General features: G+C 71.7%; 13 protein-coding genes. 9 read left to right on the top strand and 4 right to left on the bottom strand.

Going from position 1 to position 14,530, the window contains the following annotated elements:
- Nucleotides 1-46 precede the first annotated feature (46 nt).
- Entirely contained in the window at nt 47-1,585 is a 1,539-nt protein-coding gene (locus NMK44_RS10985; RefSeq protein WP_374215256.1) for an SDR family NAD(P)-dependent oxidoreductase, read from the bottom strand.
- Between the two features lie 301 nt (nt 1,586-1,886).
- Here NMK44_RS10985 and NMK44_RS10990 point away from each other — a divergent pair, with 301 nt between their 5' ends.
- From NMK44_RS10990 to NMK44_RS11010, 5 genes are all read left to right on the top strand, one after another.
- Nucleotides 1,887-3,245: a type I glutamate--ammonia ligase gene (locus NMK44_RS10990; RefSeq protein WP_254740970.1), complete on the top strand. Its 1,359-nt coding sequence runs from the start codon at nt 1,887-1,889 to the stop codon at nt 3,243-3,245.
- A 3-nt stretch (nt 3,246-3,248) separates the two neighbouring features.
- Nucleotides 3,249-4,427, top strand: coding sequence for an amidohydrolase family protein (locus NMK44_RS10995; protein ID WP_254740991.1), 1,179 nt, complete (start codon nt 3,249-3,251; stop codon nt 4,425-4,427).
- Nucleotides 4,428-4,516: 89 nt separating this feature from the next.
- The gene (locus NMK44_RS11000; RefSeq protein ID WP_254740993.1) at nt 4,517-5,308 is read left to right on the top strand and encodes an SDR family NAD(P)-dependent oxidoreductase; all 792 of its coding nucleotides are present in this window, start codon (nt 4,517-4,519) and stop codon (nt 5,306-5,308) included.
- A 149-nt stretch (nt 5,309-5,457) separates the two neighbouring features.
- Nucleotides 5,458-6,519, top strand: a complete 1,062-nt coding sequence (locus NMK44_RS11005) for a zinc-dependent alcohol dehydrogenase family protein (RefSeq protein ID WP_254740995.1) — start codon at nt 5,458-5,460, stop codon at nt 6,517-6,519.
- A 170-nt stretch (nt 6,520-6,689) separates the two neighbouring features.
- Complete coding sequence (locus NMK44_RS11010; protein WP_254740997.1) at nt 6,690-8,195, top strand: MFS transporter; 1,506 nt, start codon at nt 6,690-6,692, stop codon at nt 8,193-8,195.
- A 77-nt stretch (nt 8,196-8,272) separates the two neighbouring features.
- Here NMK44_RS11010 and NMK44_RS11015 read toward each other — a convergent pair whose 3' ends face one another.
- Genes NMK44_RS11015 through NMK44_RS11025 form a run of 3 tightly spaced genes read right to left on the bottom strand, consistent with a single transcriptional unit; the run spans nt 8,273 to nt 10,349 of the window.
- Nucleotides 8,273-8,761, bottom strand: a complete 489-nt coding sequence (locus NMK44_RS11015) for a glutathione peroxidase (protein ID WP_254740999.1) — start codon at nt 8,759-8,761, stop codon at nt 8,273-8,275.
- Between the two features lie 39 nt (nt 8,762-8,800).
- Nucleotides 8,801-9,577: a PDC sensor domain-containing protein gene (locus NMK44_RS11020; protein ID WP_254741001.1), complete on the bottom strand. Its 777-nt coding sequence runs from the start codon at nt 9,575-9,577 to the stop codon at nt 8,801-8,803.
- A 10-nt stretch (nt 9,578-9,587) separates the two neighbouring features.
- The gene (locus NMK44_RS11025; RefSeq protein WP_254741002.1) at nt 9,588-10,349 is read right to left on the bottom strand and encodes a FadR/GntR family transcriptional regulator; all 762 of its coding nucleotides are present in this window, start codon (nt 10,347-10,349) and stop codon (nt 9,588-9,590) included.
- A 116-nt stretch (nt 10,350-10,465) separates the two neighbouring features.
- On the opposite strand from NMK44_RS11025, the gene NMK44_RS11030 reads away from it, so the two are divergent.
- The 4 genes from NMK44_RS11030 (at nt 10,466) to NMK44_RS11045 (ending at nt 14,513) form a co-directional block, all read left to right on the top strand.
- On the top strand, nt 10,466-11,503 hold the full coding sequence (locus tag NMK44_RS11030; RefSeq protein ID WP_254741004.1) for an ABC transporter ATP-binding protein: 1,038 nt from the start codon (nt 10,466-10,468) through the stop codon (nt 11,501-11,503).
- Between the two features lie 89 nt (nt 11,504-11,592).
- Complete coding sequence (locus NMK44_RS11035) at nt 11,593-12,780, top strand: ABC transporter substrate-binding protein (protein ID WP_254741006.1); 1,188 nt, start codon at nt 11,593-11,595, stop codon at nt 12,778-12,780.
- 7 nt (nt 12,781-12,787) lie between these two features.
- The gene (locus NMK44_RS11040; protein WP_254741009.1) at nt 12,788-13,672 is read left to right on the top strand and encodes an ABC transporter permease; all 885 of its coding nucleotides are present in this window, start codon (nt 12,788-12,790) and stop codon (nt 13,670-13,672) included.
- A gap of 25 nt (nt 13,673-13,697) precedes the next feature.
- On the top strand, nt 13,698-14,513 hold the full coding sequence (locus tag NMK44_RS11045; protein ID WP_254741012.1) for an ABC transporter permease: 816 nt from the start codon (nt 13,698-13,700) through the stop codon (nt 14,511-14,513).
- The last annotated feature ends 17 nt before the right edge of the window (nt 14,514-14,530 follow it).

Genomic DNA, 14,530 nt, shown 5'->3' on the forward strand with positions numbered 1-14,530 from the left:
CGCGCCGCCGCGCCCGGCGACCGGCCGCCCGGCGACCGGCGACCGGCTACCAGGTCGTCGGCGCGTAGTCCTTCAGGAAGCAGCCGAAGAGGTCCTCGCCCTGCTCACCGCGGACGATCGGGTCGTAGACCCGGGCCGCGCCGTCGACGAGGTCGAGCGGGGCGTGGAAGCCCTCGGCGGCCAGCCGCATCTTGTCCGGGTGCGGCCGCTCGTCGGTGATCCAGCCGGTGTCGACGCTGGTCATCAGGATGGCGTCGGACTCGAACATCTCCCGTGCGCTGGTGCGGGTGAGCATGTTGAGCGCGGCCTTGGCCATGTTGGTGTGCGGATGTCCGGCGCCCTTGTAGCCACGGCCGAACTTGCCCTCCATCGCGGAGACGTTCACCACGTACTTGCGCCGGGCGGACGAGGCGGCCATCGCCGGGCGCAACCGGCTCACCAGGATGAACGGCGCCGTCTCATTGCAGAGCTGCACTTCGAGCATCTCGACCGGGTCGACCTCGTGGACCCGCTGGATCCAGGTGTTGGTCGGGTCCAGGTCCGGTATGAGCCCGCCCGCGTCGATCGCGGTACCGGCCTCGATCCGGGCGGGTGAGGCGGAGCCGCTGGTGAGGGCGAGGGCGGTGAGGTCCTGTGCGGTCAGCGCACCGTCCCGCGGCCGGCGCGGACCCGGCAGGGCCGTCTGGGACCCGCTGCCGAACGCGCCGAGGACGGTGGCCTCGGGCAGCTCCCCGGCGGGCAGCGGCGCCGACTCCCCGGTGATCAGCTCCGCGTACGCCTGGGGCGTACGGCGGACCGTCTGCGCGGCATTGTTGATCAGGATGTCCAGCGGACCCGCGGCGCTCACCGCGTCGGCCAGCCCGATGACCTGGGCGGGGTCCCGCAGATCCATCCCGACGATCTTCAGCCGGTGCAGCCATTCACCGCTGTCCGGCATGGCCTTGAAACGGCGGATGGCGTCGTTGGGGAAACGGGTGGTGACAGTGGTGTGCGCACCGTCGCGCAGCAGCCGCAGCGCGATATACATCCCGATCTTCGCGCGGCCGCCGGTGAGCAGCGCGCGCCGGCCGGTGAGATCGGTACGGGCGTCGCGCCGGGACCGGTTCTCCGCGGCGCACGCACGGCAGAGCTGGTGGTAGAAGGCGTCGACCTCGACATAGCGGGTCTTGCAGACGTAGCAGGAGCGGGGGCGCTCCAGAATGCCCGCGATCTCCGAGGACACCGAGCTGGTGAGGGCCCGGCCGAGTGTCTCGTCGTCGATCCGGTCGGCGGCGCCGGTGGCGGTGGCCTCGGTCACGGCCTTGTCATTGGCGGTCTTGGCGGCCCGCCGCTCCTGGCGGCGGCGCTGCTTCACCGTGCGGTAGATCCCTGCGGTGGCACGCCGCACGCTGATGGCGTCCGGGTGGTCGACCGGCAGCCGGTCGAGCTCCGCCAGCACGCTCAGGCAGGTGGCCAGCCGTTCGGGGGCGATACCGGGCGCCCCGGCGGCCCCGGCCACCTGTCCCGTCTCCGCCGTCGCCGCTGCCTCCGCTGTCATGGGATCGACGTCCGTCGTCCCGGCCCGGCCGTCGTCAGTCACCGTCATCGCCGCTGCCGCTTTCTGGTATCGCCGTTTTCCCTGGGTAACGGCGGAACTGTACGAAAGCGGCGCCGGATGCGCCAATCCCGGGACCTCCGGCGCAGGCTCGCGGGCCGTCCGGCGCGGGCTCGCCGGGCCGGGCGCGCGGTGCGGCGTACCTCCCGGGGGCGGTATCGCTACGCCGTCTCGAAAAGGTGACTGACCGTCACTCTCCCTCCCTGATCGGGACGTTCCGTCACCACACAGCCGGTTCAAGGCCATACCCTCGGGACAGAGGCGACGACAGCGGCGACAGAGGAGGACGTGCATGGCGACGGGCGATCGCGAGCGGGCGTACGCGCGGGCTCGGCAGGAGGCCGAGCGGCTGGCCGCGGACGGGGTCGGCGGGGTCGCGCTGACCTGGGTGGACAACGCGGGCCTGACCCGGGTCAAGACCGTGCCGACCGCACGGCTCCCGCACGCCGTCCGCCGCGGTGTCGGCATGTCCCCGGTCTTCGACGTCTATCTGGTGGACGACTCCATGACCACCAGCCCCCATATCGGCGGCCCCGACGGCGATCTCCGGCTCTTCCCCGACCTCGACCGGCTCACCCCGCTGGCCGCGCAGCCCGGCTGGGCGTGGGCACCGGCCGACCGGTACGACCAGGCCGGGGTGGCGCACCCCGCCTGCCAGCGGCTGTTCGCACAGCGGATGACCGAGCGGGCCCGGGAGCGGGGGCTCACCCTGCGGATGGGGTTCGAGACGGAGTGGGTGGTCACCTCCGACGAGCCGTCGGAGGACGAGCCGCGCTATCCCAGCGCGGGTCCGGCGTACGGGATGGCGCGGGTGGTCGATCTCTCCGGCTACCTCGGCGAACTGCTCGGCGCCTGCCACGCCCAGGGGGTCGAGGTGCTCCAGCTCCACCCGGAGTACTCCCCGGGTCAGTTCGAGGTGTCCGTGGCCCCCTCGGACCCGGTCGGCGCGGCCGATCTGGCCGTGCTCGTGCGGGAGACGATCCGGGCGGTGTCGGGCCGGGCCGGACTGCATCCGCTGTTCGGTCCGGTGGTACGGGCGGGCGGGGTGGGCAACGGCGGCCACCTTCACCTGAGCCTGTGGCAGGACGACCGCAATCTGTGCCGGGACGGCGACGGCCCGCTCGGTATGACGGCGACGAGCGAGGCGTTCCTCGCCGGTGTGCTGCGGGCGCTGCCCGCCCTGCTCGCGGTCGGCGCCCCCTCCCCGGCGAGCTATTTGCGGCTGGAGCCGTCCCGCTGGGCCGGGGCGTACCAGTGCTGGGGGCTGGAGAACCGGGAGGCGGCGCTGCGGTTCATCACCGGCGCGCCGGACGATCCGGGGGCGGCCAATGCCGAGGTCAAATGCTTCGATCCGGCGGCCAATCCCTATCTGGTGACGGGTTCGGTCATCGCCGCCGGACTGGCCGGGCTGGATGCCGGGCTGACCCTGCCCGCCCCGGTCAGCGGTGATCCGGTGGGCCAGGGCCGGCAGCGGCGGCTGCCCACCTCGCTGCCGGAGGCGGTGGCGGAGTTCGAGGACTCCACCGTGCTCCGGGAGGCGATGGGCGATCCGCTCTTCGAGTCGATCGCGGCGGTGCGCCGGGCGGAGTCCGAGCTGTTCGCGAAGGCGAGCCCGCAGGAGATCGCGAACGCGACCCGCGGGCGGTACTGAACGGTGGCCGCCGAGAGGCCGGACCCGGCCGAGCTCCCGCTGCCGCCCCTGGTGGACCACCACTGCCACGGGGTGGTCCGCTCCGAGCTGGATCCGGCCGCGTTCGAGGCGTTCCTGACCGAGTCCGACGCACCCGCCGCGCTCGGCACCACGTTCTTCGACAGCCAGCTGGGCTTCGCGGTGCGCCGCTGGTGTCCGCCGCTGCTCGGGCTGGAACCGCACTGTCCGCCCACCCACTACCTCGCCCGGCGGCGCGAGCTGGGGGTGCGGGAGGTGACCCGGCGGCTGCTGGCGGCGTCCGGGATCGGTGAGTTCCTGGTGGACACCGGGCTGCCCGGAGACCTCACCTCACCACGGGAGCTGGCCGCGGCCTCGGGCGGTACGGCCCATGAGATCGTCCGGCTGGAACACCTGGCGGAACGGACCGCGGACACCGCGCTGACCGCGGACGACTTCCTCACCGGGCTGGCGGACGGGGTGCACGAGGCGGCCCGTACGGCGGCGGGGTTCAAATCGGTGGCCGCGTACCGCTACGGACTGGACTTCGCGCCCGAACCCCCGGCGCCGGCCGCCGTGCACACCGCGGCCGAGCGCTGGCTGGCCCGCCGGGCCGAGCAGGGCACGGACGGCGGCGCGGCCGCGGCCCGGGTCACCGACCCCGTACTGCTGCGCCATCTGCTGTGGTCGGCCGCGTACACCGGGCTGCCGCTCCAGTTGCACACCGGGTTCGGCGATCCGGACCTGCGGCTGGACCGCTGTGATCCGCTCGCGCTCACCGACTTCGTCCGCGCCGTACGGCCCACCGGCTGCACGCTGATACTGCTGCACGGCTATCCCTACCACCGCGGGGCGGGCTATCTGGCCGCCGTCTTCCCCCATGTCTACGCCGATGTGGGGCTGGCCCTGTCGCACACCGGGGCGCGGGCCGGGGCGGTGCTCGCCGAGATGCTGGAGCTCGCCCCCTTCGGCAAGGTGCTGTTCTCCACCGACGCCTACGGACTGCCGGAGCTGTACGTGGTGGGGGCGCGGCTGTTCCGGGAGGCGCTGACGGCGCTGGTGGACGGATGGGTGGCGGAGGGGGCCTGGTCACGGCGGGACGCCCACCGGGTGGCGGCGCTGCTCGCCGCGGACAACGCCCGCCGGGTGTACGGGCTGGGCAGCGCCTCCGCCCGGGACCGCTGAGGACCCCTGGCCTCCCCCCGGGTGGCGCGGACACCGGGTGCGCGCAGTACGGTGCCCGAACGAACCCGTCAGTAACCGGAGGAGATCGCATGCGGATCAGCGGTACGACCGTCCTGCTCACCGGGGCGACCGGAGGCATCGGCCAGACTCTGGCCCGCGCGCTCGCGGCCAAGGGCGCCAAGCTCCTGCTCACCGGGCGGCGCGAGGAGGTACTGCGGCCGCTGGCCGACCGGCTCGGCGGACGGGCGCTGGTGGCCGATCTGTCCGATCGCAAGGACCTCGAGCGGCTGGCGGAGGAGGCGTCGGACGCCCGGATCCTCATCGCCAACGCGGCGCTGCCCTCCAGCGGTCCGGTCCTGGACTACGAGACCGACCAGCTCGATCGCGCCCTCGACGTCAATCTGCGCGCCCCGCTGCTGCTGTCGCGGCTGATGGCCCCGAAGATGGTGGCCGAGGGCTCCGGACACCTGGTGATGATCGGCTCGTTGTCGGGCCGGGCCGCCTCCCCCGGCGCCGCCCTCTACAACGCGTCCAAGTTCGGACTGCGGGGCTTCACCCTGGGACTGCGCCAGGATCTGCACGGCACCGGGGTCGGGGTGTCGCTGGTCCAGCCCGGATTCGTCGGTGACGCGGGCATGTTCGCCGATTCCGGCGCCACTCCCCCCGCCGGGGTGCGGACCGTCTCCACCCGCCAGGTGGCCGTGGCGACCCTCCGCGCCATCGAGCGCAACCGCGCCGAGGTGAACGTGGCCCCGGTGGAGCTGCGTTTCGGCAGCGCCCTCGGCGGCCTCTTCCCGAGCCTGTCCGAGCGGGCGCAGCGGCGGGCGGGTGCCGACAGGACCGCCCGCCAACTCGCCGACGGGCAGCGCGACAAGCGCTGAGCCACCGGTGCGCGGAGGGCCGGCGACCGCCTTCCGCGCACCCGGCGCGTACTCCGCCGTCGCCGGGCCCGGTACGAGCGGGCCGATACCGGCCGGTTGTGGTGTAGGTTCGAGCGCCCCCACCGGGAGTTCGAGCAAGGAGCGGGTCGATGCGTGCTGTGGTGTTCGACGACTTCGGGCACAGGCCCGAGGTCCGGGTCGTCGACGACCCCGCCCCCTCCCGGAGCGGTGTGGTGATCCGCGTCGAGGCGACCGGACTGTGCCGCAGCGACTGGCACGGCTGGATGGGGCACGACCCGGAGATCCGGCTGCCGCACGTCCCGGGCCATGAACTGGCGGGCGTGGTCGAGGAGGTGGGCGCGGACGTCCTCAACTGGAGCCCCGGGCACCGGGTCACCGTGCCCTTCGTCTGCGCGTGCGGGCGCTGCGCGGCCTGTGCGGAGGGTGCCCAGCAGGTGTGCGAGCGGCAGACGCAGCCCGGCTTCACCCACTGGGGGTCGTTCGCGGAGTTCGTGGCGATCGAGAACGCCGATGTGAACCTGGTCGGCATCCGCAACGAGCTGTCGTTCACCACGGCCGCCGGTCTCGGCTGCCGGTTCGCCACCGCCTTCCGCGCCGTGGTGACCCAGGGCCGGGTCGCCCCGGGCGACTGGGTGGCGGTGCACGGCTGCGGCGGGGTGGGGCTGTCCGCGGTCATGATCGCTGCGGCGGCCGGGGCACGGGTGGTGGCGGTGGACATCTCCCCGCGGGCGCTCGCGCTGGCCGCGCGGTTCGGGGCGGAGGTGTGCGTGGACGCTGCGTCCACCCTGGGATCGGTGGCGGAGGCGGTCGCGGACGCGACGGGCGGCGGGGCGCATGTCTCCCTGGACGCGCTGGGCTCCCCGCGGACCTGCGCGGCCTCCATCAAGTCCCTGCGCCGCCACGGCCGTCATGTCCAGGTGGGGCTGCTGCCCCCGGCCGCCGGGACGCCGATGCTGCCCATGGACCGGGTGATCGCGCTCGAACTGCAGCTGCTGGGCAGCCACGGTATGGCCGCCCACGCCTACCGGCCGATGATGGAGATGGTCGAGGCCGGGTCGCTGCGGCCCGATCTGCTGGTCACCGATGTCATCGGACTGGACGAGGTGCCCGACGCGCTGTCGACGATGGCGGCGGGCGCCAAGGGCGGGGTCACCGTCATCGAACCGGGCCGTCCGCCCCGGAGGCGCTGAGGCGGCGCGGCGGGACCGGGCCGGGGCGGCCGCGCTGGGCCGGATGACTCCACCCGACACGCGCAACGGGAACTTTTGCGGTGCGATGAGGTGCGAGCTACGTTCACGGAGTACGAAACGGTTTCGTTCCCCTGCGTAACCGTTCAGCCTCCCGTCCGGAGGGCACCGCCATGCGCCAGACCACCACCGGCACCCCGACCGGCCCGACCACTCCGACCTCCCCGCCCACCGATCCGGTGCGGCACCGCTGGTGGATCCTCGTCGCCATCGGCATCGCCCAGCTCATGGTGGTCCTCGACGCCACCGTCGTGAACATCGCACTGCCCTCGGCCCAGCGGGACCTCGGCTTCTCCGACGGCAACCGCCAGTGGATCGTGACCGCCTACTCCCTCACCTTCGGCAGTCTGCTGCTCCTCGGCGGGCGGCTGGCCGACCTGTTCGGGCGCCGGGCGGTCTTCCTCATCGGTGTGACCGGGTTCGCCGCCGCCTCCGCGCTCGCGGGAGCGGCGAGCGGCTTCGGACTGCTGGTCACCGGCCGCGCCCTGCAGGGGCTCTTCGCCGCGCTGCTCGCCCCGGCCGCGCTGTCCCTGCTCAACACCACCTTCACCGATCCCAGGGAGCGGGCGAAGGCGTTCGGCGCGTACGGTGCGATCGCCGTCTCCGGCGGCGGTATCGGGCTGCTGCTCGGCGGACTGCTCACCGAGCACCTGAGCTGGCGGTGGACCCTCTACGTCAATCTCGCCTTCGCCGCCCTGGCGCTGGCCGGCGGTGTGGCGTTCCTCCGCCGCGGGGCACCCGCCGACCGGCCCCGGCTGGACCTCCCGGGCACCGTGCTGGTCTCGGCGGGCCTGTTCGGGCTGGTCTACGGCTTCTCCAACGCCGAGAGCCACTCCTGGTCCTCCGTGCACACCTGGGGGTTCCTGGCCGCCGGGACCGTACTGCTGCTGCTCTTCGCGCGCTGGCAGACCCGCACCGCCCATCCGCTGCTGCCGCCCCGGGTGCTGCTGGACCGTGACCGCGGCGCCTCCTTCCTGGCCATCGGGCTCTCCGGCGCGGGCATGTTCGGCGTCTTCCTCTTCCTGACCTACTACCTCCAGGGCAGTCTGCGGTTCAGCCCCGTCCAGACCGGTCTGGCGTTCCTCCCGATGATCGGCGGACTGATGGTCAGCGCACAGCTCTCCACCATGGTCCTGGTCCCCCGGATGGGCCCCAAGGCGGTGGTGCCGCTGGGCATGGGGCTGACCGCCGTCTCGATGGTGTGGCTGACCGGTCTCGGCCTGGACAGCGGCTATGCCGCGGCCGTACTGCCGCCGCTGCTGCTGTCGGGGATCGGCCTCGGTCTGGTGATGCCACCGGCGATGGCCATGGCCACCGACCGGATCGCCGCGGACGACGCCGGGGTCGCCTCCGCCGCCGTCAACACGATGCAGCAGATCGGCGGTTCCATCGGCACCGCGCTGCTCAACACCCTGGCCGCGGACGCCGCGGCGGACTACCTCACCGAACACCGGCCGGGTCCGGTCACCGCGGCGCGGGCCCAGTTGCACAGCTACGCGGTCGCCTACTGGTGGTCGGCGGGCATCTTCATCGCGGGGGTGCTGCTCACGGCGGTCCTGTACCGCAAGGGCCGGACCACCAGGGACGCCGGGACACCGGCGGTGGCCGTGCCCGTATGAGCCAGGGCGGGGCCGATCCACGGACGGGGCGGGGACCGGCTGCCCGGCCCCCGCCCCGTCCCGGCGCTCCGGGTGCGTCAGCCAGGCAGCTGGGTCTCGATCGCGGCCACCAGCTCCGGCGCCTCCGGCTCGGTGCGCGGCCGGAAGCGGCCGACCACCTCACCGCTCGGCGAGATCAGGAACTTCTCGAAGTTCCACTGCACATCCCCGGCCTCCCCGGCGGCGTCCGCCGCCTTGGTCAGCTCGGTGTAGAGCGGGTGCCGCCCCTCGCCGTTGACATCGGCCTTCTCCAGCAGCGGGAAGGTGACGCCGTAGCTCGTGGAGCAGAAGGTCTGGATCTCCTCGCTCGTACCCGGCTCCTGGCCCGCGAACTGGTTGCAGGGCACGCCCAGTACGGTGAAGCCGCGCCCGGCATACCGCTGCTGGAGCCGCTCCAGGCCCTCGTACTGCGGGGTCAGACCGCACTTGGACGCCACATTGACCAGCAGCACCGCGGTGTCCTGGTGCGCGCCGAGCGTGGTGGGCTCGCCGGCCAGCGTGCGCAGCGGAATGTCGTACAGGCTCATCGGGTCAACCGCCTTCGTCGTTCCTCCGGTACGCACAATCTATGTGACCAGGATGAGCGGGATGCCACCACAGGGCCGCAGCCGCCGTCCGCCGTGCGCGACACCGTCGGCAGGACCGTCGGGGACCGCCGCGAAGTCCGGGCCCTTGAAGAGGGCGCCGGTGAGGTAGTCGGCGCAGGTCGAGGCGGCGACCCGGCCGCGTGCGTTGACCAGGAAGGCGGGGGCGGGCAGCCGCTGCATCACCGGCATCACCGCGGCCTCGAAGTGCGAGAGGTACACATCCGCCGCCGCCACACCCATGAAGCGGCCGTCGACCGTCACGGGCACGGAGAGGGTGAGGCTGTACTCGTCGGAGCAGAGGTAGTCCACATACGGTCCGGCCACCGCCCGGCGGCCGGTGTCACGGGCCAGTGCGAACCAGTCCCAGTGGGTGTAGTCGGAGTACGCCGAGTGCTCCGGGTCCAGGTCGAGCAGGAGCGGGCGCACCTCACCGCCCGATCCGATCTGCCACCACTCCAGCCAGGCGGGGACGTCAGCGAGCAGTTTCGGCGCGGCCACGAACCCGGCGCCGGAAACCAGTCCGAGGCGGGTGAGCCGGCTCTGGAGGCCGGGGCGGAGCTCGGCGAGATCGGTGGTCTCGGGCTGTCTCCCGGCCGCGGTGACGGAGGTCAGCAGCGCCGCCGCATCGTCACGGATCTCGCGGACGGCGTCGAAGACGCCCTCCAGGGTGTCGCGGACGCGGGCCGCCACATCGGCGGCCGTCACCTCACCGAAGAGGTCCGGCCCGGCACCCGCGGGACGGGGGCTGCTACCCATCGGTGGTCTCCTAGGGAGGGGATCCGTCGGCGGAGCCGGGGGTGGCGAGGCGGAGTTCGACCAAGCGCCCCACGCACAGCCGGACGCACGCCTCGGCCAGCGTCCTGGCCCGATCGTCCGCACCATCTTGCAGGGCGCAGATCACAGCGCGGTGACGATCGCACACGTCCTTCAGACACTCGTCGTCCGCGAGCACCAGCGAGAGCAGCGCGCCCACTTCGGTCTGGAGGGCGATGGCCTCGCGGGTCAGCCGCGCGGACTGGGCGGCGGCGGCCAGCTCCACATGGAAGCGGCCGTGCACCCGGCTGCGCGCCGGGGGCTCCACGGCGGCGGCCAACTGCTCGACGGAGCGGCCGAGTTGGACCAGGTCATCCGGTTCGGTGCGATGGGCGGCCAGCCGGGCGGTGGCACCGGAGACGGCGGCCCAGTGATCGCCGAGGTCCCGCAGCTCCTCGGTGCTCCAGCCGATGAGCAGACCGCGCAGCCGCTCCTCGGCGGGGCCCTCGGGAACGGTGACGAAGCTGCCGCCGCCCCGCCCCCTGCGGGTGGTGACCAACCCCTGCTGACGCAGGGCCATCAGAGCCTCACGCAGGGTCACGGTCGAGACCCCGAGCCGCGTCGCGAGGTCGGACTCACCGGGCAGCTGCTCCCCGTCCGCCAGCAGCCCGAGCTCTATGGCATCCCCCAGCCGCCGCACGACGGCGTCCACTCTGGCCTGGCTGTCGACAGGTGCGAAGACACCCTGCCGAGCACCGCCGAAGTCTCGCGTCACGGCACTCACCCCCTCGTCATTGACTCAGGCTTTACCTTAACGGGGTCTTGTAATTAGACCTATGACTTCATAGTTTTACGGACCAACGACCAGCGGCATCAGAAAGGTTCCCGCCCATGGAGGGGAAAGCCATCCGCCTGCAGAGCCTGCGCAAGTCCTTCGGCAAGACGGAGGCGGTCGCCGGAGTCGACCTGGAGATATCGGACGGCGAGTTCTTCTCCATGCTGGGACCGTCCGGATCCGGCAAGACCACGGTGCTCCGGATGATCGCGGGCTTCGAGCCGCCCACCGGCGGCACCATCGAGCTGGCGGGGCGCGACGTCACCCGGCTCGCCCCGTTCGAGCGCGATGTCCACACCGTCTTCCAGGACTACGCGCTCTTCCCGCATATGACGATCGAGCAGAACGTCGCCTACGGCCTGAAGATCCAGAAGGTCTCGAAGGCCGATCGGCTGCGCCGCGCCCGCGAGGCCCTGGCCGACGTCCGGCTCGACGGACTGGGCGACCGCAGGCCCTCCCAGCTCTCCGGAGGCCAGCGGCAGCGGGTCGCCCTGGCCCGGGCCCTGGTCAGCCGCCCGCGCGTACTGCTGCTCGACGAACCGCTGGGCGCCCTCGACCTCAAACTGCGCGAGCAGATGCAGATCGAGCTCAAGGAGCTCCAGCGCGAGGTCGGCATCACCTTCGTCTTCGTCACCCACGACCAGGACGAGGCGCTGACCATGAGCGACCGCATCGCGGTCTTCAACCGGGGCCGGGTGGAACAGGTGGGCACCCCCGCCGAGATCTACGAACGGCCCGCCACCCCCTTCGTCGCCGGCTTCGTCGGCACCTCCAACCTGCTCACCGGCCCGGCCGCGGAGCAGGTGGTGGGTGAGACCGGCACCTTCAGCATCCGCCCGGAGAAGATCCGGGTGCTGAAGGAGGACCGGGACGGCGGTACGCCCGACGCCTCCGGCGCCGTCGGCACCGTCGCGGAGGTCGTCTACCTCGGGGACGCGACCCGTTTCCTCGTCGACCTCGACGCCGGAGGGCGGCTCACCGCCCTCCAGCAGAACCTGGAGACCTCCTCCGAGGACGTCGCGGCCTACCGCGGCTCCCGGGTCAGGCTCCAGTGGCAGCCGCGCCACACCGTCCGGGTGCCCGACGCACCGTAAGGCCCCCACCGCGTCCGTCCGGTCACTCCTCGCCCGTCCCTCACCTCTGTGTGTCCCGCCCTCCTTCCCTGTGGAGATTCGTCGTGCGTATGTCCCATGCATGGAAGGCCGCCGCGGCGGCCGGAGTCCTGCTCCTCGCCACCGCCTGCGGCTCGTCCGGTACGTCCTCGTCCGCCGGCGGCTTCGACCCGCCGGACCTCAAGCCGCGCAAGCAACTCGGCAAGACCGAGGGCAAGGTGAACCTGATCGCCTGGGCCGGGTACGTCGAGGACGGCAGCAACGACCCGAAGGTCGACTGGGTCAGCGACTTCGAGAAGCAGACCGGCTGCCAGGTCAGCACCAAGACCGCGGCCAGCTCCGACGAGATGGTCAGCCTGATGAAGACCGGTCAGTACGACGCGGTCTCCGCCTCCGGTGACGCCTCGCTGCGGCTGATCGCCTCCGGGGACGCCGAACCCGTCAACACCAAGCTGGTCCCCCACTACAAGGACGTCTTCGAGGGCCTCAAGAAGAAGGAGTGGAACTCGGTCGACGGGGTGCCCTACGGCATCCCGCACGGCCGCGGCGCCAACCTCCTGATGTACAACACCCAGAAGGTCTCGCCCGCCCCCGACTCCTGGTCGGCCGTCTTCGACAAGGCGTCCGCCCACAAGGGCAAGGTCACCGCGTACGACTCGCCGATCTACATCGCCGACGCCGCGCTCTACCTGATGAAGAGCAAGCCCTCGCTGGGCATCAAGAACCCCTACGCGCTGGACCAGAAGCAGTTCGACGCCGCCGTGGACCTGCTCAAGGACCAGAACGCAAACATCGGCGAGTACTGGAGCGACTACCTCAAGGAGATCTCCGCCTTCAAGAGCGGCAACTCGGTGGTCGGCACCTCCTGGCAGGTGATCGTCAACGCCGCCCAGGCCGAGAAGGCCCCGGTCAAGGCGGTGCTGCCGAAGGAAGGCTCCACCGGGTGGTCCGACACCTGGATGGTCTCCCCCAAGGCCGAGCACCCCAACTGCGCCTACAAGTGGATGGACTGGATCATCTCCCCGAAGGTCAACGCCCAGGTGGCCGAGTACTTCGGCGAGGCCCCGGCCAACCAGAAGTCCTGTGCCCTGACGGCGGCGAAGAACCACTGCGACACCTTCCACGCGGCCGACGAGCCGTACTGGAAGAAGGTCCACTTCTGGACCACCCCGGTCGCCCAGTGCCTCGACGGCCGCAAGGACACCAAGTGCGTGCCGTACGCCAAGTGGGTCCAGGCATGGACCGAGATCAAGGGCTGAGCCTGATATGACCAAGACCGCGCCGGCCGCCGGATTCGTCCGGCGGCTCGCCGGGACTCTGCACCGCCGCCCCCGGCTCCAGCTGTCCCTGCTGCTCACCGCACCGCTGACCTGGCTCGTCCTGGCCTATCTGGGCTCGCTCAGCGCGCTGTTCCTGTCCGCGTTCTGGACGACGGACAGCTTCACCTCCAGCGTGGTGAAGGTCTGGAACACGGACAACTTCACCACCCTGTTCGAAAGCGACGTCTACCGCCAGGTCGCCCTGCGCAGTGTCGGCGTCGCCCTCGCGGTCACCGCGCTGTGCGCCGTGATCGCCTTCCCCGTGGCCTTCTACACCGCCCGGATCGCCAAACCGCGCTGGCGGCCCCTGCTGGTGGTGGCGATCCTCACCCCGCTGTGGGCGAGCTACCTGGTCAAGGCGTACGCCTGGCGCCTCATCCTCGCCGAGGGCGGACTGCTGGACTGGCTGCTCGGCCCGCTCGGGCTCGAAGGACCCGGCTACGGGCTGACCGCCACCGTGCTGGTGCTGACGTATCTGTGGCTGCCGTACATGATCCTGCCCATCCACGCCGGTCTCGAGCAGCTGCCGGACAACCTGCTGGACGCCTCCGCCGACCTCGGCGCCCGCACCGGCCGGACGTTCCGTTCGGTGGTGCTGCCGATGCTGCTGCCGTCCATCGCGGCCGGGTCGGTCTTCACCTTCTCGCTCAGTCTCGGCGACTACATCGCGGTGCAGATCGTCGGCGGCAAGACCCAGCTGATCGGCAATCTGATCTACTCCAACATCACCCTCGATCTGCCGCTCGCCGCGGCGCTGGGCACCGTTCCGGTGGTGATCATCGTGGGCTATCTGCTCGCGGTGCGCCGTACCGGAGCTCTCAGCAGCCTCTGACGGCCCGCACACCGAAGGCGCTTCGATGAATCTCTCCCGCCCCGCGCGTATCACGCTGCGCATCGCGGCCGGGCTCGGCTTCGCGGTCATCTATGTGCCGCTGCTGCTGGTCCTGGTCAACTCGCTCAATCCCGACCGCAGTTCCGGCTGGCCGCCGCCGGGACTCACGTTCCACTGGTGGGCCGACGCCTGGCACAGCACCGGCGCTCGTGACGCGCTGTGGACCTCGGTCAAGGCGGGCCTCGGCGCCACCGCGATCGCCCTGGTCCTGGGCACCCTGATCGCCTTCGCCGTCCAGCGCTTCCGCTTCTTCGGCCGGGAGACCCTCTCCTTCCTGGTCGTCCTGCCGATCGCGCTGCCCGGCATCGTCACCGGTGTCGCACTCAACACCGCCTTCCGCACGGTGCTCGAACCGCTCGGGGTGGGTCTGGGCATGTTCACCGTCGTCGTCGGCCACGCCACCTTCTGCATCGTGGTCGTCTTCAACAACGTGGTCGCCCGGCTGCGCCGGATGGCCGGGTCCTATGAACAGGCGGCCATGGACCTGGGCGCGACCTCCTTCCGTGCCTTCGTCGACGTCACCTTCCCGCTGGTGCGCTCGGCCCTGGTGGCGGGCGGACTGCTCGCCTTCGCGCTTTCCTTCGACGAGATCGTGGTGACGACCTTCACCGCGGGCCCGGGTGTCCAGACCCTGCCGATCTGGATCTTCTCCAATATGGCCCGCCCCCAGCAGGCCCCGGTGGTCAATGTGGTCGCCGCCGTCCTGGTGCTGCTGTCGGTCATCCCCATCTATCTCGCCCAGCGGCTGTCCTCGGACACCGCGACGGGCAGCCGGATCTGAGGCTCCGTCACGCGCTA

The organism is Streptomyces cucumeris, assembly GCF_024295805.1.
GTDB lineage: Bacteria > Actinomycetota > Actinomycetes > Streptomycetales > Streptomycetaceae > Streptomyces > Streptomyces cucumeris.

Bases quoted from the DNA above. Each gene is read 5' to 3' on its own strand.
- NMK44_RS10985 (WP_374215256.1), bottom strand. From the start codon at position 1,585: ATGACGGTGACTGACGACGGCCGGGCCGGGACGACGGACGTCGATCCC.
- NMK44_RS10990 (WP_254740970.1), top strand. From the start codon at position 1,887: ATGGCGACGGGCGATCGCGAGCGGGCGTACGCGCGGGCTCGGCAGGAG.
- NMK44_RS11000 (WP_254740993.1), top strand. From the start codon at position 4,517: ATGCGGATCAGCGGTACGACCGTCCTGCTCACCGGGGCGACCGGAGGC.
- NMK44_RS11005 (WP_254740995.1), top strand. From the start codon at position 5,458: ATGCGTGCTGTGGTGTTCGACGACTTCGGGCACAGGCCCGAGGTCCGG.
- NMK44_RS11010 (WP_254740997.1), top strand. From the start codon at position 6,690: ATGCGCCAGACCACCACCGGCACCCCGACCGGCCCGACCACTCCGACC.
- NMK44_RS11015 (WP_254740999.1), bottom strand. From the start codon at position 8,761: ATGAGCCTGTACGACATTCCGCTGCGCACGCTGGCCGGCGAGCCCACC.
- NMK44_RS11020 (WP_254741001.1), bottom strand. From the start codon at position 9,577: ATGGGTAGCAGCCCCCGTCCCGCGGGTGCCGGGCCGGACCTCTTCGGT.
- NMK44_RS11030 (WP_254741004.1), top strand. From the start codon at position 10,466: ATGGAGGGGAAAGCCATCCGCCTGCAGAGCCTGCGCAAGTCCTTCGGC.
- NMK44_RS11035 (WP_254741006.1), top strand. From the start codon at position 11,593: ATGTCCCATGCATGGAAGGCCGCCGCGGCGGCCGGAGTCCTGCTCCTC.
- NMK44_RS11040 (WP_254741009.1), top strand. From the start codon at position 12,788: ATGACCAAGACCGCGCCGGCCGCCGGATTCGTCCGGCGGCTCGCCGGG.
- NMK44_RS11045 (WP_254741012.1), top strand. From the start codon at position 13,698: ATGAATCTCTCCCGCCCCGCGCGTATCACGCTGCGCATCGCGGCCGGG.